Origin of the sequence: Pseudomonas sp. AG1028 (assembly GCF_007993955.1) — a bacterium.
Classification (GTDB): domain Bacteria; phylum Pseudomonadota; class Gammaproteobacteria; order Pseudomonadales; family Pseudomonadaceae; genus Aquipseudomonas; species Aquipseudomonas straminea.
Genome location: NZ_VIVP01000008.1, coordinates 207160 through 226206, shown reverse-complemented (window position 1 = coordinate 226206; position 19047 = coordinate 207160). Strand labels below are relative to the sequence as shown.

At 63.6% G+C, this 19047-nt stretch carries 16 protein-coding genes and 1 pseudogene; 12 read left to right on the top strand and 5 right to left on the bottom strand.

All coding sequences use genetic code 11. From position 1 onward, the window contains the following. Window positions 1-47 precede the first annotated feature (47 nt). The gene (locus FB481_RS15290) at window positions 48-401 is read left to right on the top strand and encodes a YkgJ family cysteine cluster protein (RefSeq protein ID WP_093505486.1); all 354 of its coding nucleotides are present in this window, start codon (window positions 48-50) and stop codon (window positions 399-401) included. A 1-nt stretch (window position 402) separates the two neighbouring features. On the opposite strand, the gene dadR is transcribed toward FB481_RS15290, so the two are convergent. Further along, a complete protein-coding gene (dadR, locus tag FB481_RS15285; RefSeq protein ID WP_013789818.1) occupies window positions 403-891 on the bottom strand; it encodes a transcriptional regulator DadR in 489 nt (162 codons plus the stop codon). 156 nt (window positions 892-1047) lie between these two features. Between dadR and dadA the strand changes: the two genes are divergently transcribed. The 6 genes from dadA to FB481_RS15255 all read left to right on the top strand — a co-directional run bounded on the left by dadA (window position 1048) and on the right by FB481_RS15255 (window position 7347). Beyond that, window positions 1048-2346 (top strand): D-amino acid dehydrogenase, encoded by a 1299-nt coding sequence (gene dadA / locus FB481_RS15280; protein WP_147176944.1) that lies wholly within the window; start codon window positions 1048-1050, stop codon window positions 2344-2346. After that, complete coding sequence (locus FB481_RS15275; protein ID WP_075931558.1) at window positions 2321-2671, top strand: RidA family protein; 351 nt, start codon at window positions 2321-2323, stop codon at window positions 2669-2671. The genes dadA and FB481_RS15275 overlap by 26 nt, the downstream gene beginning before the upstream one ends. Window positions 2672-2805: 134 nt before the next feature. Then, window positions 2806-3879: an alanine racemase gene (gene alr / locus FB481_RS15270; protein ID WP_147176943.1), complete on the top strand. Its 1074-nt coding sequence runs from the start codon at window positions 2806-2808 to the stop codon at window positions 3877-3879. Between the two features lie 97 nt (window positions 3880-3976). Beyond that, window positions 3977-4525 carry a cupin domain-containing protein gene (locus tag FB481_RS15265; protein ID WP_013789822.1) on the top strand — a complete coding sequence of 183 codons (549 nt, stop codon included), beginning with the start codon at window positions 3977-3979 and terminating at the stop codon, window positions 4523-4525. Window positions 4526-4662: 137 nt separating this feature from the next. Then, window positions 4663-5085 (top strand): cytochrome c5 family protein, encoded by a 423-nt coding sequence (locus FB481_RS15260; protein ID WP_147176942.1) that lies wholly within the window; start codon window positions 4663-4665, stop codon window positions 5083-5085. A 129-nt stretch (window positions 5086-5214) separates the two neighbouring features. Beyond that, window positions 5215-7347, top strand: coding sequence for an acetyl-CoA hydrolase/transferase C-terminal domain-containing protein (locus tag FB481_RS15255; RefSeq protein ID WP_147176941.1), 2133 nt, complete (start codon window positions 5215-5217; stop codon window positions 7345-7347). On the opposite strand, the gene FB481_RS15250 is transcribed toward FB481_RS15255, so the two are convergent. From FB481_RS15250 to rep, 3 genes are all read right to left on the bottom strand, one after another. After that, a complete protein-coding gene (locus FB481_RS15250; protein WP_013789825.1) occupies window positions 7331-7903 on the bottom strand; it encodes a xanthine phosphoribosyltransferase in 573 nt (190 codons plus the stop codon). The genes FB481_RS15255 and FB481_RS15250 overlap by 17 nt on opposite strands. Before the next feature lie 117 nt (window positions 7904-8020). Then, window positions 8021-8491 carry a UPF0158 family protein gene (locus FB481_RS15245; protein ID WP_147176940.1) on the bottom strand — a complete coding sequence of 157 codons (471 nt, stop codon included), beginning with the start codon at window positions 8489-8491 and terminating at the stop codon, window positions 8021-8023. A 200-nt stretch (window positions 8492-8691) separates the two neighbouring features. Then, window positions 8692-10701 carry a DNA helicase Rep gene (rep, locus tag FB481_RS15240; protein WP_147176939.1) on the bottom strand — a complete coding sequence of 670 codons (2010 nt, stop codon included), beginning with the start codon at window positions 10699-10701 and terminating at the stop codon, window positions 8692-8694. A 256-nt stretch (window positions 10702-10957) separates the two neighbouring features. Here rep and FB481_RS15235 point away from each other — a divergent pair, with 256 nt between their 5' ends. Further along, entirely contained in the window at window positions 10958-12628 is a 1671-nt protein-coding gene (locus FB481_RS15235) for a bifunctional diguanylate cyclase/phosphodiesterase (RefSeq protein ID WP_093505468.1), read from the top strand. Between the two features lie 18 nt (window positions 12629-12646). Here the strand turns inward: FB481_RS15235 and FB481_RS15230 are convergent, their stop codons facing one another. Beyond that, window positions 12647-14023 (bottom strand): NorM family multidrug efflux MATE transporter, encoded by a 1377-nt coding sequence (locus FB481_RS15230; protein WP_147176938.1) that lies wholly within the window; start codon window positions 14021-14023, stop codon window positions 12647-12649. Between the two features lie 139 nt (window positions 14024-14162). Here FB481_RS15230 and FB481_RS15225 point away from each other — a divergent pair, with 139 nt between their 5' ends. The 4 genes and pseudogenes from FB481_RS15225 (at window position 14163) to FB481_RS15215 (ending at window position 18931) form a co-directional block, all read left to right on the top strand. After that, on the top strand, window positions 14163-15083 hold the full coding sequence (locus tag FB481_RS15225) for a LysR substrate-binding domain-containing protein (protein WP_093505464.1): 921 nt from the start codon (window positions 14163-14165) through the stop codon (window positions 15081-15083). A gap of 184 nt (window positions 15084-15267) precedes the next feature. Continuing rightward, window positions 15268-16389: pseudogene (locus FB481_RS23635) on the top strand (Cache 3/Cache 2 fusion domain-containing protein); the annotation flags it as partial. Continuing rightward, window positions 16384-17244 (top strand): methyl-accepting chemotaxis protein, encoded by an 861-nt coding sequence (locus tag FB481_RS23630; RefSeq protein ID WP_372239573.1) that lies wholly within the window; start codon window positions 16384-16386, stop codon window positions 17242-17244. The pseudogene FB481_RS23635 and the gene FB481_RS23630, both read left to right, overlap by 6 nt. 523 nt (window positions 17245-17767) lie before the next feature. Continuing rightward, the gene (locus FB481_RS15215; protein WP_093505460.1) at window positions 17768-18931 is read left to right on the top strand and encodes a type III PLP-dependent enzyme; all 1164 of its coding nucleotides are present in this window, start codon (window positions 17768-17770) and stop codon (window positions 18929-18931) included. Window positions 18932-19047 lie beyond the last annotated feature (116 nt).

Sequence of the window (19047 nt, the reverse complement as noted above, 5' to 3'; positions counted from 1 at the left end):
TGGGCTCGGCTGTACCATGCCCGCCTGCCGTTCCAGAGCCTCTGAGCATGAGTTGTACCAGCCGCAAGATCGACCTGTTGCGCCGCCAGATTCCACGCTTCGACTGTGTGCCTGGCTGTCACGATTGCTGCGGCCCGGTCACCGCTTCCTCCGAGGAAATGGCGCGCCTGCCGCGCAAGACCCGCGCCGAGCAGGACGCCGCCCTGGCCGAGTACAACTGCGTGCACCTGGGGCCGAATGGCTGCCAGGTGTACGACCAGCGCCCGCTGATCTGCCGGCTGTTCGGCACCACGCCGAACCTGCCGTGCCCCCATGGTCGCGGGCCCGAGCAGCCGATCGAAGCGCGTGTCGAACAGCAGGTGCACCAGCTGATCGCCTCGACGCGACAGGTGCTCGTCTAGGTCACTCCGGCACGGGCAGCGCCAGGCTCTCCTTGACCTCTTCCATCACGATGTAGCTCTTCGACTCGCGTACGTGGGGTAGCTTGAGCAGGATGTCGCCGAGCAATTTACGGTAGCTGGCCATCTCGTTGATGCGCGCCTTCACCAGGTAGTCGAAGTCGCCGGACACCAGGTGGCATTCCAGCACGTGGGGCAGCTTGAGCACGGCGCGGCGGAAATCCTCGAAGGTATCGCCGGACTTGTAGTCCAGGCTGATCTCCACGAACACCAGCAGGCTGGCCTTGAGGTTCTGCGGGTTGAGGCGGGCGTGGTAGCCCATGATGATGCCTTCGCGCTCCAGGCGGCGGACCCGCTCGGTGCAGGGCGTGGTCGACAGGCCGACCCGTTCGCCCAGCTCGGTGAAGGAGATGCGCCCGTCCTCCTGGAGGATGCGCAGGATGTTGCGATCGATCTTATCCAACTCGCGGCGGCTCTGATGTTGCGTACGCATGCTCGGCACCCCTCCGTGAAAGGCTCGTAAAGCCAGAATTCCCTTCGAATATACGGTTGTATACAGTGAAAAGCACTGCCATTCACTTTCTATACTGTACGCATCGACTTCTCAAATCGTAATACGCCAGTGCATCGTCGCGGCGAGGAGAACAACATGCGGGTTCTGGTGCTTGGTAGCGGTGTGATCGGTACGGCCAGTGCGTATTACCTGGCCCGCCAGGGCTTCGAGGTGGTCGTCGTGGATCGCCAGGACGGCCCGGCCATGGAAACCAGCTTCGCCAACGCCGGCCAGGTATCGCCGGGTTATGCCTCGCCCTGGGCGGCACCGGGCATCCCGCTGAAGGCGATGAAGTGGCTGCTGCAAAAGCACGCGCCGCTGGCCATCAAGCTGACCGGCGATGTCGATCAGTACCTGTGGATGGCGCAGATGCTGCGCAACTGCACCGCCGCCCGCTACGCGGTGAACAAGGAGCGCATGGTGCGCCTGTCCGAGTACAGCCGCGACTGCCTCGATGAGCTGCGCGCCGAAACCGGCATTGGCTACGAAGCACGCCAGCTTGGTACCACCCAGCTGTTCCGCACTCAGGCGCAGCTGGACAACGCCGCCAAGGATATCTCGGTGCTCGAGCAATCCGGCGTGCCCTACGAGCTGCTCGATCGCGCCGGCATCGCCAAGGTCGAACCGGCCCTGGCCAGCGTCACCGACAAACTCGCTGGCGCCCTGCGTCTGCCCAATGACCAGACCGGTGACTGCCAGCTGTTCACCCGCAAACTGGCCGAGATGGCCACCGCGCTGGGCGTGCAGTTCCGTTTCGGCAAGAACATCCAGCGCCTGGATGTCGCCGGTGACCGTATCAACGGCGTGTGGATCGACGGCAAGCTGGAAACCGCCGACCGCTACGTACTCGCCCTGGGCAGCTACAGCCCGCAACTGCTCAAGCCGCTCGGCATTCGCGCGCCGGTCTATCCGCTCAAGGGTTACTCGCTGACGGTGCCGATCACCAACCCGGACATGGCGCCGACCTCGACCATTCTCGACGAAACCTACAAGGTCGCCATCACCCGTTTCGACCAGCGCATCCGCGTGGGCGGCATGGCCGAAATCGCCGGCTTCGATCTGAGCCTCAACCCGCGTCGTCGCGAAACTTTGGAAATGATCGTCGGTGATCTGTATCCCCAGGGCGGTGACCTGAGCCAGGCGGATTTCTGGACCGGTTTGCGCCCGGCGACCCCTGATGGCACGCCCATCGTTGGCGCCACCCCCTATCGAAACCTGTTTCTGAACACCGGACACGGTACCCTAGGTTGGACCATGGCCTGCGGCTCCGGTCGCCTGCTGGCCGACCTGATCGCCAAGAAGCGCCCGCAGATCAGCAGCGAAGGCCTGGATATTTCCCGTTACGGTAGCCCCAAGGAGTTGAACAAGCATGTCCATACAGCGCCTGCGAACTGAGCCGCGTCTGAGCGAAATCGTCATTCACAACGGTACCGTCTACCTGGCTGGCCAGTTGGATGAAAACCACAGCGACGGCATCGAAGCGCAGACCAAGGCGACTCTGGACAGTATCGATGCCTTCCTGGCCGAGGCGGGCACCGACAAGACGCGCATCCTGTCGATCACCATATTCCTCAAAGACATCGACGACCGCGATGGCATGAACAAGGTCTGGGACGCCTGGGTGCCGGCTGGCCATTCGCCGGCGCGCGCCTGCGTCGAGGCCAAGCTGTATTCGCCCGATGTGCTGGTGGAAATGACGGTGATCGCTGCGCTGCCCTGAGGCCCGTAGCACGCCTGGCCTGAGAACTGGCCGACTTGTGGGAGCCGGAGGGCGCTTCGTCCTTACCCGCTCCCACGAAAGCACTCCACTGACCGTTCACCTTGCTCCGTGATTTTCCGCCCTTCGAGATAACCATGCGTCCCGCCCGTGCCCTGATCGACCTGCAAGCCCTGCGTCACAATTACCAACTGGCCCGTGAACTGGCTGGCGCCCGCTCGCTGGCAGTGGTCAAGGCCGATGCCTATGGGCATGGTGCGGTACGTTGCGCCCAGGCGCTGCAGGCGGATGCCGACGGCTTCGCCGTGGCCTGTATCGAAGAAGCGCTGCAGCTGCGCGCCGAGGGCATCAGCGCGCCGATCCTGTTGCTCGAAGGGTTCTTCGAGGCCAGCGAGCTGGCGCTGATCGACGAGCATGACCTGTGGTGCGTGGTGCACGCCGAGTGGCAGTTGGAAGCCATCGAGCAGGCGGACCTGAAGCGCCCGCTGAACGTCTGGCTCAAGCTGGACAGCGGCATGCATCGCGTCGGTTTCCACCCGGCCGACTATCAGGCCGCCTACCGGCGCCTGCTGGCCAGCGGCAAGGTGGTGAAGATCGTGCTGATGAGCCACTTCTCCCGCGCCGACGAGCTCGACTGCCCGCGCAGTAATGAACAACTGGCGGTGTTTCAGCAGGCCCGCGAAGGCCTTGCCGCCGAGGTCAGCCTGCGCAATTCGCCGGCCCTGCTGGGCTGGCCGAGTATCCCCAGTGACTGGTCGCGGCCCGGCATCATGCTCTACGGCGCCACGCCGTTCGAGCGGGCCCAGGACGTCGCCGCCCGGCTGCAGCCGGTGATGACCCTGGAGTCGCGCGTCATCAGCGTGCGTGACCTGCCGGCCGGCGAGCCGGTCGGCTACGGCGCGCGTTTCGTCAGCGAGCGTGCCACCCGTGTCGGTGTGGTCGCCATGGGTTACGCCGACGGTTATCCGCGTCACGCGCCGACCGGCACCCCGGTGCTGATCGACGGCCAGCCCTCGCGGATCATCGGTCGTGTTTCCATGGACATGCTCACCGTCGACCTCAGCGACCTGCCGGGCGCTGGTTTGGGCAGCCGCGTCGAGTTCTGGGGGCGCGGCGTGCTGGCCAGCGACGTCGCCCTGGCCGCCGGCACCATTCCCTATCAGCTGTTCTGCAATGTGCGGCGGGTGCCGCTGATCTACAGCGAAGCCTAGGCGCGATGGAACCCCGGGTGTTCGGGCTGTTGTAAATACTGAACACTGTCGCCATGATAAGGCCACTTTTCATGGCTTCACCTGGGGGTATCCAACATTGGACGTCGGTCTTCGCCTGCAATCTATCCGCAAGCAAAAGGGGCTTTCCCAGCGCGAACTCGCCAAGCGGGCGGGGGTTACCAACAGCACCATTTCGATGATCGAGAAGAACAGCGTGAGCCCCTCGATCAGCTCGCTCAAGAAGGTTCTAGCCGGCATCCCGATGTCGCTGGTGGAGTTCTTCTCCCTGGAAGCGGAACAGGACAGCCAGGTGCAGGTGGTCTACCGGGCCAGTGAGCTGACCGATATCCACAGCGGCGCGATCACCATGAAGTTGATCGGCAAAGCCCACCCCAGCCGCGCCATTTCCTTTCTTGATGAAACCTACCCGCCACACAGCGACACCGGCCTGGAGATGTACGCCCACGAAGGCGAAGAGACCGGCATGCTGGTGGAAGGGCGCCTGGAGCTGACCGTCGGTGACGAGGTGTTCATCCTCGAGAGCGGTGACAGCTACTACTTCGAGAGCAGCCGGCCGCACCGTTTCCGCAATCCCTTCGATCAGCCGGCGCGGCTGATCAGCGCCACCACGCCCGCTAACTTCTAAACCGGCGCGAGCAATCTGCGCCGTCGTTGATCTGCGTCATGGGGTCACGCATCCTGCCACTCGGGCCAGTCGGTATACTTTGCCGGCTTGCCAAACCCTGGCCGCGAGCGTGATTAGTCATCCATGAGGGCATCTGAGTGAACCCAATTAGCAGCATGCTGGTAGCGCCGGCCATCGCCCTGGCGCTGTGGGCCGTGACGGCTCAGGCGAACACCGACGAGGCGATCGCCGAGCGGATCAAACCCGTCGGGCAAGTGTGCATCGCCGGTCAGGAATGCAAAGGCGTTGAAACCGTGGCGACTGCCGCCGCCGGTGCCACGCGTAGCGCCGATGACATCATTGCCAAACACTGCACGGCCTGCCACACCAGCGGCCTGCTCGGCGCACCGAAGATCGGCGACACGGCAGCCTGGAAAGACCGTGCCGACCACCAGGGCGGGCTGGACGGCATTCTTGCCGCGGCCATCAACGGCATCAACGCCATGCCGCCGAAGGGCACCTGTGGCGACTGCTCGGATGACGAGTTGCGTGCGGCCATCCAGAAGATGTCCGGCCTCTAAGCTCTGCATCATCCCCCACAAAGCCGCCGCCAGGCGGCTTTGTTGTTTCAGACTGATGACGACATGCAGCAAAAGGCGCAACGGGGGAGTCCAAAGACGACGATCCCGACCGTTGGCCTGGAGAACCGCATGCCCCAATCCCGTACCCTCGAGCAAGCTGTCGACCATGTGCTGAGCACCATCGACGGGCCGATTCATCTCGGTCTGCCCCTCGGCCTGGGCAAGCCCAACCGCTGGGTCAACGCGCTGTATGCGCGGCTGCGCGAGATGCCCGAACGGGAGCTGACCATCTACACGGCGTTGTGCCTGGGGCGCCCGCGGGCCGAGCAGGAACTGCAGCAGCGCTTTCTCGACCCCTTCGTCGAGCGGGTCTACGGCGATTACCTGGAGCTGGATTTTCTCGCCGACCTGCAGGCCGACAGGTTGCCGCCCAACGTGCGTATCGAGCAGTTCTTCCTGCAGCCCGGCACCCTGCTCGACAGCGCACCGACCCAGCAGGACTACACCAGCAGCAACTACAGCCACGCCGCCCGTGACCTGAACGCCAAGGGCGTTAACGTGGTGGCCCAGCTGGTCGCAGTCGACGCCGCGCGCCCCCAGCATTACAGCCTCAGCTGCAACCCTGACATCACCCTCGACCTGCTGCCGATGCTGCAGGAGCGGCGCGCCCGCGGCGAAACCATCCTCTGCGTGGCCCAGGTTCACGAGCAGTTGCCGTACATGGCGGGCGATGCCGAGCTATCCCGTGAGGTCTTCGACATTCAGCTGCAGGAGAGCGAAGCCAGCACGCTGTTTTCCACGCCGAACATGCCCGTCACGGTGCAGGATCATTGCATCGGCCTCTATGCCAGCACCCTGGTCCGCGATGGCGGCAGTTTGCAAATCGGCATCGGCGCGATGGGTGATGCGGTCAGCGCCGCGCTGCTGCAGCGCCATCGCGACAACCCGGCGTACCGAGCGGCACTTGATGATCTGCAGGGCGGTCAGGTGCATCCGCTCTGCAATGCGCTGGGTGATCTGCAGCCGTTTCAAACCGGGCTGTACGGCTGCAGCGAAATGTTCGTCAACGGCCTGCTGGATCTGGCCGAGGCCGGGGTGATCCGCCGTGTCGTCTACCCGGACGTACGTGTGCAGCGCCTGGCCAGTGCTGGCGCGCTGGATGCCAATGGCCAGCCGCGCAGTATTCAGGCGATGCTCGATGCCGGCCTGCCCACGCGCCTGGACGACGCTGCGCTGGCCTGGATGCAGGAGGGCGGCCTGCTGGATGCCAACCTGAAGATGCAGGGCGAGAACCTGCTGCTGCCCACCGATCAGCAATGCTCGACTGACCTGGCCGATCCCCTCAGCCAGGCGGCACTGCGTGATTACCTGACGCCCGCCGCGCACGGCGTGGTGGTGCACGGCGGCTTCTTTCTCGGGCCGCAATCCTTCTACCAGCGCCTCAATGCCATGACGACGGAGCAGCGCAGCCGTTTCGGCATGACCGGTATCGGCTTCATCAACGAGCTGTACGGGCAGGAAGAGCTCAAGCGCCTGCATCGCGTGGATGCCCGCTTCATCAACAGTGCCTTCACCGTCACCCTGCTCGGCGCGGCGGTAGCCGATCAGCTCGAGGATGGCAGGGTGCTCAGCGGCGTGGGCGGGCAGTACAACTTCGTTGCCCAGGGCCACGCGTTGCCGGGCGCTCGCTCGATTCTGCTGCTGCGCAGCTGGCGCGAGTCGGCCGGCGAGGTCAGCTCCAACATCGTCTGGGAGTACGGCCACGTGACCATTCCACGCCACCTGCGTGACGTGGTGATCACCGAGTACGGCATCGCCGACCTGCGCGGCAAGACCGACTCCCAGGTGATCGAGGCGCTGTTGGCGGTGAGTGATTCACGCTTTCAGGGTGAGCTGATGGAGCAGGCCATCGAGGCCGGTAAGCTGCCGAAGAATTTTCGCCTAGACGCGCGCTACGCCGACAACACGCCCGAGCGCCTCGAACGGATCGCCGCAGGCCACCGGCCGGTGTTCGCCGAGTACCCGTTGGGCAGCGATTTCAGCGATGAGGAGCAAGCGCTGTTGCGGGCGCTGACCTGGCTTAAAGGGAAGTTTCGCCTGAGCGAAGTGCTGGAGCTGGGCAAGGCGGCGTTCGATGCGCCGCCTGCCGAGGCGTTTCCAGAAGCCCTGCAGCGCATGGGCCTGGAGCGGCCCGAGGGTTTGCGCGAGGAGCTGTACCAGCGTCTGGTGCTGGCCGGACTACAGGCTACTCGAGAAAGGTGACCTTGCCGCCTTCCAGAGACTTGATGCGCGCCAGGGATTCGATCCGGTAACCCTGGGCGTCCAGGGTGCTGCGACCGCTCTGGAAGGACTTCTCGATCACCACGCCGATACCGGCGATGCTGGCGCCGGCCTGGCCGACCAGGTCGATCAGCGCCTTGGCGGCGTGGCCGTTGGCCAGGAAGTCGTCGACCAGCAGCACGTGATCATTGGCGTTCAGGTGCTTGGAGGAAATCGCCAGGGTGCTCTCGGTCTGCTTGGTGAAGGAGAACACCTTGGAAATATACAGGTTGTCCTTCAGCGTCAGCGACTGGTACTTGCGGGCGAAGATCACCGGCACGCCCAGTTCCAGGCCGGCCATCACGGCCGGTGCAATGCCCGAGGCTTCGATGGTGACGATCTTGGTGATGCCCTGACCCTTGAAGCGCTCGGCGAACTCGTGGCCGATCTCTTGCATCAGCTTGGGATCGATCTGGTGGTTGAGAAAGGCATCGACCTTGAGCACCTGCTCGGAGAGGACGGTACCTTCACTGCATATCTTCTGTTTCAACGACTCCACGATCGATCCTCTGTGCTCACGAGCAAAGCGGCGGATTTTCGCTCAAAACGCTGATCATTTGTAGCGAAAACGCAGCGCGCCCGCTCCGCTCGTCAGTGGCCTGGCCCAGCCGAGCGCTCAGGCGCTGCGCGTCAGACGGCGCAGAATGTCCCGCGGGTCCAGCGGCAGCTTATCCGGTGCCGGCTCCAGGCCCAGCTCGAACAGCCAGTTGAGGGCGTATTCGCGCAGTTGCTTCTGCTCGTACTCTTGCCATTGCTGGCGCAGGGCAGGGAAGTAGTCGATCTCGTAATCGAAGGCCTTGAGCGGCTTGCGGCCGGTCAGCGCGGCGCTGAGCAGCGGATGGGCATTGAGGTCGTTGAGGGTGAACAGAAAGGATTCGCGCATCGCCACGCGCTGGGCCATGTCGAGATTCGGCACCCGGGCGTAGCGGTCGGGGTTGAGCTGCACCTGCTGGCGCTCGTCGCTGCCCTGGTCTTCCGGCGACAGGCTCAGCACCGTGCCGGCTTCCATGTCGAGCCAGTGTTCGAGGGTTTCACGGCCGTTGATCAACTGGGTCAGGGTGTCGAGGTCGAGAGTGAGCGTGCGCATGGTGCCGGGCCTCTGCAAGGGGAGCTGACGATAACGGAGCCGACTGCTGGAGCCGGCCTTTCACTCTGACTACGAAATATTGCACTGGTGCCCGTCCGGATGGTGGGCTTGATGAAAAGGTCGCCTATATTGAGCCGCGCGATACCGAGGTCAATTTCCCGGGTGTCGCTGCGCTCGACCCGGGCTACGGTGCTGCGCAGTTAGCGCTTGAGCATCGCCCGCATGCTGGCCAGGGCGTCGTTGCCGCGAGCGGCCTTGACCTCGACCGGGGCTTCTTCCTGACCTTCCCAGACCAGATCCTCCGGGGGCAGCTCGTCGAGGAAGCGGCTTGGCGAGCATTCGACGATTTCGCCGTACTGCTTGCGCTTGGCGGCGAAGGTCAGCGCCAGGTTGCGCTTGGCGCGGGTGATGCCCACGTAGGCCAGGCGGCGCTCTTCCTCGATGGTGTCGGATTCGATGCTGGAGCGGTGCGGCAGGATCTCCTCCTCGAAACCGATGATGTACACCGACGGAAACTCCAGACCCTTGGAGGCGTGCATGGTCATCATCTGCACGCCGTCGGCGCCTTCTTCCTCTTCCTGCTGGCGCTCGAGCATGTCGCGCAGCACCAGCTTGCCGATGGCGTCCTCGATGGTCATATCGCCTTCCTCGTCCTTGTCGAGGGTGTTTTTCAGCGCATCGACGAGGAACCACACGTTGCCCATGCGCGCCTCGGCGACCTTGTCGCTGGAGGCGTTCTGGCGCAGCCAGTTCTCGTAGTCGATGTCCATGACCATGCTGCGGATCGCGGCGATCGGCTCGTTGACCACGCACTGCTCGCGCACGCCGTCCATCCAGCGCTTGAAGCGCGCCAGGCGCTCGGTATAACGGCTGTCCAGGTGCTCGCCCAGGCCGATCTCGTCGCTGGCCGCGTACATGCTGATCTTGCGCTCGTTGGCATAGTTGCCGAGCTTTTCCAGGGTCGTGGAACCGATCTCCCGGCGCGGCACGTTGATCACGCGCAGGAAGGCGTTGTCGTCGTCCGGGTTGACCAGCAGGCGGAAGTAACTCATCAGGTCCTTCACTTCCTGGCGGGCGAAGAAGCTGGTACCGCCGGACAGCCGATAAGGGATCTGGTGGTGCTGCAGCTTCAGCTCCATCAGCTTGGCCTGGTAGTTGCCGCGGTAGAGGATGGCGAAATCGCTGTATGGGCGCTGGGTGCGCAGGTGCTCGGTGAGAATCTCCAGCGCCACCCGCTCGCACTCGGCGTCTTCGTTGCGGGTGCGGATCACACGGATCTCGTCGCCCATGCCCATCTCGCTCCACAGCTGCTTCTCGAAGGCGTGGGGGTTGTTGGCGATCAGCACGTTGGCGCATTTGAGAATGCGGCTGGTGGAGCGGTAGTTCTGCTCGAGCATCACCACCTTGAGCGACGGGTAGTCTTCCTTGAGCAGATTGAGGTTCTCTGGCCGCGCGCCGCGCCAGGCGTAGATCGACTGGTCGTCGTCGCCGACCACGGTGATCTGGTTGCGCATGCCTACCAAGAGCTTCACCAGCAGGTACTGGCTGGAGTTGGTGTCCTGGTATTCGTCGACGAGCAGATAGCGGATGCGGTTCTGCCACTTCTCCAGAATGTCCTGGTGCTCTTGGAACAGCTTGACCGGCAGCAGGATCAGGTCGTTGAAATCCACCGCGTTGTAAGCCTTGAGCGTGCGCTGGTAATGCAGGTAGACGATGGCGGCGGTCTGCTCCTTGGGGTTGCGCGCGTTGGCCAGGGCCTCGTCGGGCAGGATGAGGTCGTTCTTCCAGCTGTCGATGTAGTTCTTGACCTCATCGGCGCCGTCGTCGCCGGCGTACTCCTTCTGCATGATGTCGGTGAGCAGCGCCTTGATGTCGCCGTCATCGAAGATCGAGAAGCCAGGCTTGTAGCCCAGGCGTGCGTACTCCTTGCGGATGATGTTCATGCCCAGGTTGTGGAAGGTCGACACCGTCAAACCGCGGGCTTCGGAGCCTTTGAGCAGGGTGCCGACGCGCTCTTTCATTTCGCGCGCGGCCTTGTTGGTGAAGGTCATGGCGACGATGTGCTGGGCGCGGATGCCGCAGTTCTGCACCAGGTGGGCGATCTTGCGGGTAATTACGCTGGTCTTGCCGGAGCCTGCACCGGCGAGCACCAAAAGAGGGCCGCCGACGTAGTTCACGGCTTCCTGTTGCCGGGGGTTGAGTCGGGACATCGTGTCTATCGCAGAGGAAAATGGCCGCGCATTTTAGCCGAAAGTCGCCGGCCATTTCGTGGCTTTGCGGTACTAGCCGACAACCGTGCAATGGGGCATGTTCTGCGCACTCGTTGCGCGGGCGGGCTTGTCGATTGCCCGGGTTTTATCGCAGGATGTCCGGCGACTTACACGGAAGTGATTGATTTGACGCCGGAACCGGCGCATTCAGCAGCGCCGCAGGCGCTCATCTTTTTCGTGCATCGGGGGATTTTTCTTGAGCGCATTCGTCGAGCCGTTGCGCCTGGTATTGCTGGCCGAGACGCCGCAGTGGAGCGAGCTGTTGCGTGAGCGTCTGGACGCCGCGGACGCTCCACTGCCGTTAAGCTGCGCCTCTAGCTGGCCGGACGCCCGGCAACTGCTCGACGACGCCGGCGACGCGGTGCTGCTCACCACCCCCGCGCACCTGCCCGACTCGCGGCGCTGTACGGCGCCGATCATCCTTTTGCTGGAACAGGAACCGGACGATACGCCACCCCAGGTCTGCGACTGGCTGGTGCGCGATCAGCTCAGCGCCGATGTCCTGCGCCGTAGCCTGCGCTACGTACGTGAGCAGGGCCGTCTGCGCCTCACCTTGCAGCGCCTTACCGAGCGGGACGCACTGACCGGCATCGCCAACCGTCAGGGCTTTCACACGCTTTTAGCCGCACGTCTGGATAAGCCGAGCCGCGGCGGTCTGGCGCTGGTGCAGCTGGATCTGGACAACTTTCGCCAGGCCAACGATGCCCTGGGCGACCACGCCGGCGACCTGCTGATCCAGCAAGTGGTGGCGCGTCTCAAACAATATCTGGTGCGAGGCGATCAACTGGCGCGCCTGGGCGGCGACGAATTCGCCCTGCTGGTCGACAGTCAGGACGAACCTGCGCGGCTGCTCACCTGGGTGCAACACCTGCTCGAGGCGCTGGGTGAACCGTACTGGGTCGAAGGCGAGAGCCTGCTGCTTGGCTGCAGCCTCGGTGTGGCGCTGGCCAAGCCGGCAAGCACCGCGGACACGCTGATGTGGCACGCGCATATCGCCATGCAACAGGCTAAAGGCCGCCAGGGCTGCACCTTTCATCTGTATGACGAGCGCCTCGATCAGGGCATGCGCTGCCAGATCGACCTGCAGCGCGAGCTGCGCCGGGCGTTGCGCAAGAGCGAACTGCAACTGCATTACCAGCCCAGGTTGTGCCTCAAGAGCGGGCGTATTGTCGGCCTGGAAGCGCTGGTGCGTTGGCAGCACGAAACCCACGGTCTGTTGCTGCCGGGCGAATTCGTGCCGCTGGCTGAAGAGTGTGGGCTGATCGTACCGTTGGGCTACTGGGTGATCGACCGGGCGATGCGTGACATGCAATTGTTGCGCGAGCGCGGCCACCCGGCGCTGCACATGGCGGTCAACCTATCGTTCCGCCAGTTCCAGGACAGTCAGTTGCTACCGACTCTGGAGCGGCTGATCGACAGCTGTGGCATCGACAGTCATTGGCTGGAGTTCGAACTCACCGAAACCGCAGTGATGCGCCGCAGCGACTACGTGCTGCAGACCATGCGCCGCTTGGGGCATCTGGGGGTGCGCTTCTCTCTGGACGACTTCGGCACCGGCTTCTCGTCCTTCGAGCACCTGAGCAACCTGCCCATCGCCCTGCTGAAGATCGACCGCAGCTTCGTCACCGGCATGGAAACGCGTCCGCAGAGCCAGCAACTGGTGCAGGCGATGATCAGCCTGGCCCACAACCTGGATCTGCAGGTGGTCGCCGAAGGTGTGGAAACCGAGGAGCAGCTGCAGCTACTGCGTGAATTCGGCTGTGATCAGGCCCAGGGCTACCTGATCAGCAGAGCCATGCCGTTGACCGAGCTGGGGCACTTTCTGTCGGCTGGTGTGCGGGAGCCGCTGCTTGGTGGTCGCTGTTAAACGCTGCTAGTTAGCCGATCAGGACAGGCAAGTCTGCATCGCCTTGGGCTTTTGCAGGCGCGCAGTCTTCCACTGAAAACCCAGCACCAGGCCACTTGCCGTTACCGCCAGGCCGGCAGCCAGGCCCCACCACACGCCATGGGCGCCCCAACCGAACGGGAAGGCCAGCAGCCAGGCCAGCGGTGCGCCAATGCACCAGTAACCGGTCAGGCCGATCACCAGGGTCAGGCGACCGTCGTTGAGGCCACGAATCGCCCCCATGGCGATGCTCTGCAGGCCATCGAACAGCTCGAACCAGGCGGCAATCGCCAGCAGGCTTACCGCCAAGGTGACGATATTGGCGAACGCCGGATCGTGGCGGTCGAGGAACAGGCCGATGATCCATTCCGGCAGCAGCCAGAACGCCAGGGCGAACAGCAGCATAAGCGCGGCGCCCATGGCCATGCCCAGGTGGCCAGCCAGGCGCGACAGGTGCAGCTGGCCTGCGCCGTAATGCAGACCCACGCGGAAAGTCACCGCGTAGGACAGGCCGTGGGGAACGATGAAGGCCAGGGCGACCGATTGCATGGCGATCTGGTGCGCCGCCAATTGCACGCTGCCCAGGGCGCCCATGCACAGGGTGGCGAAGGTGAACAGCCCTTGCTCGGCGGCGTAGGTGCCGCCAATCGGCAGACCGAGGCGCAGTAGGGCGCGGAGTTCGGCGCGCTGCGGGCGACCCAGGCCGCCGCGTAGCTTGTAGCGCTGATAGGTCGGCGAGATCAGGATGTACAGCCCCAGTGCCAGCGCCATGGCGCTGCTGACCAGTGCGGTGGTCAGGCCGATCCCGCTCAGGCCGAGGTCTACGCCGAACCAGCCCTTGATCAGCGCGTAGTTGATAATGAAATTGGCGATGGTGCCGACGATGCTGATGGTCATCACTGGGCCGGGATGGCCAATGGCGCTGGTGAAGCCGCGCAGCGCCATGAAGCATAGGTAGGCGGGCAGGCCCAGGGATAGCGGTCGCAGGAAGTGCATGGCCTGGCTGGATGCTGCCGGGTCCTGACCCAGGTGCGGTAGTAGCGGGCCGAGGCCATTGAGGCACAGCGCACTGATGATGCCCAGCAGGATGGCCAGCCACAGGCCGTTGCGCAGCAGGCGGGTGACGCCCTGCGGGTCGCCGGCGCCGTGGCGGATGGCGATCATGCTGCCGACGGCGGCGATCACCCCGGTGCAGAAGATCGAGAAGATGAAGTAGCAGGTCGCGCCCAGAGCGCCGCCGGCCAGTTGCCCTGGACCGAGCATGGCCATCATCAGCGTGTCAGTGAAGATCATCAGCGCATGGGCCAACTGCGCGGAGATCAGCGGGCCGGCGAGGCGCAGCAGGGCGCTCAGTTCGTGACCAAGGGGACTTTTCATGATGAGTAAAACTTCGGCTGGATAATTACTCCCGGGCTGTCGGGAGATAAGCATTGCCGGCTATTCTCGGGTTTATAGCTCAAGCCCACAAAAGGAAAATAGCGATGCCAGGCATGATTAAAACTCATGGTGAAGGTCGTTGAACCGGTACTTGCCGCCTTTATATGCGTTGCGCGCCTTCGAGGCTGCGGCGCGGCATTTGTCCTTTACCCGCGCTGCCGATGAGCTAGCGATCACTCAGAGTGCGGTCAGCCGGCACATTCGTACCCTGGAAGAACACTTTGCCTGCCGGCTGTTCGAGCGCCGTGGTCGCGCGCTGCACCTGACCGAGCCGGCGAGTCTGTTGCTGCCGGGCGTGCGCGAGGGCTTCGAGTCCCTGGAGCGGGCCTGCGCGCCCTTGCGGGTGGAGGAGGGCACCCTGCGTCTCAAGGCGCCCTCGACCTTGACCATGCGTTGGCTGCTGGCGCGCCTGTCGCTGTTTCGCGCCCGCCATGACGACCTCGAGGTGCAGCTCACCAGCGCCTGGATGGATCTCGATCGGGTGGACTTTCTCCATGAGCCTTTCGATTGCGCCGTGTTGCTCGGCACCGGCACCTTCAGCAACGAATGGCACAGCGTGCGGCTGTTCGAGGAATGGCTGATTCCCGTCTGTGCGCCTGGAGCTCTGGGCGAAAAGCCTTGGGATGTGGGGCGCCTGCAACAGGCCGAGCTGGTGCACCCCACACCTGACCGTCGTGACTGGCGCCGCTGGCTGCAGGCCATGGGCTTGAGCGACCAGGTGTCGCTCAAGGGCGGCCAGGTGTTCGACACCCTGGAGCTGGGCATCGTCGCCGCCGCCCGTGGGTATGGCGTGTCGATCGGCGACCTGGCCATGGTCGCCGAGGACGTGTTGTTGGACCGCCTGGCGTTGCCCTGGCCGACCGCCGTGTTCAGCGGCGAAAGCTATTACCTGGTTTGGCCCAAGGCGCGCCGTGGCCAGGAGCGTTTCGAGCGGCTGGCCGAGTTCCTGCTCGCGGAGGTCGCAGCCATGCAGTTACCCAAGGTCGAGTTACGCCGCTAGAAAAACAATAAAAAATCTCAGAAACGAGACTTTTTCATTACCCCACGTAAAAAATGTGGTGATAGCGTCATGATGGCCATTGACGCACTAAAACTCTCAAGTATTCTCCGCGCTCGCCGAATTACAGGCTGATCATTATTTATTCAATTTCTCCATACAGGGACGATGGAGCTCGGAGATTTTCATGAACCAACCCCGTTCCCGTATCGCCTGGCAATTGGCGACGGCCCTCGCTGCCATGCTGGTGCTGCTGATCAGTGTTAGTACCGTATTCGCCCTGCGCTCACTGAGCAGCGCCAACCTGGTGACCCGCGAAGAGCACCTGGGCAGCGAAGCGCGCCTGCTGGCCGACCAGCTGAGCACCTTCCACGAAAGCCTGCGTGAAAGCACCCAACGCCTGGCCGGCCTGTTCGAGCGCCGCTTCAGTGGCGGCCTGCGCGTCAGCCCGGACGAACGCGTGACCGTCGGCGCTCTGCAGGCGCCTGCCCTGTACTTGGGCAACACCCAGCTGAACAACGATTTCAGCGAAGTCGATGAATTTCGCCGCCTGACCGCCGGCGTGGCGACCATCTTCGTGCGTGATGGCGACGACTTCGTACGCGTGACCACCTCGCTTACCAAACAGGACGGTGGCCGCGCCATCGGCACCGTGCTCGACCGCAACCATCCGGCCTACGCCCGCCTGCTGGCCGGCGACAACTACGTCGGCCGCGCGCTGCTGTTCGAGCGCTTCTACATGACCCAGTACACGCCGGTACGCGACAGCGCGGGCCGGGTGATCGCCGTGTTGTTCGTCGGCTTCGATTACACCGACGCGCAGAACGCCCAGTTCGCCAACCTGCAGCGCTTCCGTATCGGCAGCACCGGCTCCCTGGCGCTGCTCGACGATCAGAACAAATGGCTGGTGGCGCCCTACAGCGCCAAGAATCCCGAGCAACTGACGGGCAACATGACCAAGGTGCTTGGTACTCCGGGCAAGGGCGGTTTCTGGAGCGATGGCGAGCAACAGTTCTACAGCGTTGCTGTGCCCTTCGCCGGCGGCCCGTGGACCGTGGTGGCTAGCATGCCAGAACAAGAGATCCAGGCGGTGACCTGGAGCGTCGGCAGCCAGTTGGCTATCGGCAGCCTGGTGACCCTGGTTCTGGCCGTGCTGGCGGTGATCTGGCTGCTGCGCCGCAAGCTGCGCCCGCTGGGTGATCTGGTCGAGCAGGCCCAGGCCCTCGGCGCCGGTGATCTGAGCGTGCGCCTGCAGGTCAAGAGTCACGACGAGATCGGCGAGCTGTCGCGCAGCTTCAACCAGATGAGCGAGGCGCTGTCGACCATGGTCGCGCGCATCCGCGGCGCCGCCGGCAACGTCAGCCAGCGCGCCGAAGCGCTGTCCGGCCTGTCGCGTGGTGCCTATGAAGGCATCGAGCAGCAGTCCGGCGAGATCAGCAGCATGGCCGGCGCGGTAGAGGAATTCAGCGCCACTTCGCTGAACATCGCCGACAACATGCGCAGCACCGAGCGCATGGCCAGCGAGAACGCCAGCCAGACTCGCATCGGCCGTACCTCGATGGAAGAAGCGTCTGCTGCCTTGGAGCAGATTTCCCAGTCGGTCAACAGTGCCGCCAAGGTCATCGACAGCCTTGGCCAGCGTTCCCAGGAAATCGGCGGCATTCTCAGCGTGATCACCTCGATTGCCGACCAGACCAACCTGCTGGCGCTCAATGCGGCCATCGAGGCAGCGCGTGCCGGCGAGCAGGGCCGCGGTTTCGCCGTGGTCGCCGACGAGGTGCGCAGCCTGGCCGGTCGGACCCGCGAGGCGACCACCGAAATTTCCAGCATGATCAGCAGTATCCAGGGCGAGACCAGCAGTGCGATCAGCACCATGGAGCAGGGCCGCCAGCTGATGCAGAACGGCCTGGAACTCAATGCCAAGGTCGCCGCGGCGCTGACCCATATCGCCGAGCAGACCAGCGCTGCCGGCGAGCAGTTCGCCGCCATCACGACCGCCACCGCCGAGCAGAGCAGCACCGCCACGGTGCTGAGCAGCAACCTGCAGAGCATCGCCCTGGCCAACGGCGAGCAGCGCGAAGTGATCGCCAATCTGGCGCACACTTCCAAAGAGCTGGAAACCCTGGCTACCGATCTGCACCGCGAAGTCGAGCGCTTCCGCTAAGCCCGCCCTCCATAGGCTGGCGCTGCCTACTGGCGCCAGCCGTCTTGCGAGCCCCGATTCCGGGGCTCGTCTACGCTTGAAGTCATCATCCTGAAAAGCCTCGGTGCAAGGCTGTCGCCCCGGTGTGCTGAGTGCTCGTGCAGCCCGCGGCTGTGCAGCATTTCGCCGCGATTCGTGTGGAATCCGAAACGCCTGGAAAATCAGTTTCCGTCACGGGCAATTTTTGATTGATCTGAGCGAGTCATGGTCTTAAAGTCCGCGCCCGAACGTCCATGCTGGCAACGATCCATTCGGCTCAAGTACTGACGACGAGAGGTTGTTCGACCTGTTTTCAGGTCAGGCAATTCTCGGCGACATGCCTTGGGAAGTAGGCGAACCAAAGTGGGGAAACTGATCAGACGTTCCTGGCCTGGCAACAGGCTTTCCGGCCGATTGCAGAAATCGGTCGCCCCCGACGTTGAACCTGTGCCCGGTTCAACTGCCCGAATCCTAGTGTTCATGGTTTAGCCATTTGGAGACCCGCATGTCGATCAAGGTCGAAGACTACTACCCACGCGAAACCTTCAACAAAATGAAGGCCTTCGCCGACCAGCAGGAAACCCCGTTCGTGGTGATCGACACCGCGATCATCAGTCAGGCCTACGACGACCTGCGCGCCGGTTTCGAATTCGCCAAGGTGTACTACGCCGTCAAGGCCAACCCGGCCATCGAAATCATCGAGTTGCTGCGCGACAAGGGTTCGAGCTTCGACATCGCCTCGATCTACGAGCTCGACAAGGTGATGTCCGCCGGCGTGGGCCCGGAGCGCATCAGCTACGGCAATACCATCAAGAAAGCCCGCGACGTCCGGTACTTCTACGAGAAGGGTGTGCGCCTGTTCGCCACCGACTCCGAAGCCGACCTGCGCAACATCGCCAAGGCCGCGCCGGGCTCGAAGATCTACGTGCGCATCCTCACCGAAGGCTCGACCTCGGCCGACTGGCCGCTAAGCCGCAAGTTCGGCTGCCAGCCGGACATGGCCCTGGATCTGCTGATTCTTGCCAAACAGCTCGGCCTGGTGCCCTACGGCATTTCCTTCCACGTAGGCAGCCAGCAGCGCGACATTGATGTGTGGGACGCGGCCATCGCCAAGGTCAAGGTGATCTTCGAGCGTCTGAAAGAAGAAGACGGCATCGAGCTGCAGATGATCAACATGGGCGGCGGCTTCCCGGCCAACTACATCACCCGCACCAACAGCCTGGAAACCTACGCCGAGGAAATCATCCGCTTCCTCAAGGAAGATTTCGGCGACGAGCTGCCGGAAATCATCCTCGAGCCGGGCCGTTCGCTGATTGCCAACGCCGGCGTGCTGGTCAGTGAAGTGGTGCTGGTGGCGCGCAAGTCGCGTACCGCCGTCGAGCGCTGGGTGTACACCGACGTGGGCAAGTTCAGCGGCCTGATCGAAACCATGGATGAGTCCATCAAGTTCCCGATCTGGACCGAGAAGAAGGGCGAGATGGAAGAGGTGGTGATCGCCGGCCCGACCTGCGACAGCGCTGACATCATGTACGAGCATTACAAGTACGGCCTGCCCTTGAACCTGGCTAGCGGTGACCGCCTCTACTGGTTCTCCACCGGTGCCTACACCACCAGCTACAGCGCGGTGGAATTCAACGGATTCCCGCCGCTGAAAGCCTTCTACCTGTAAGCCTCGCTGCACCGCCAAGCGCCCGCACCCGTTGCGGGCGTTTTGCTTTGCACCTGTTGGTATTGCGCCTTGCCAGCGGGAAGTGGGCGGCGCGAGAATGCAGGCAACTCTCCGCG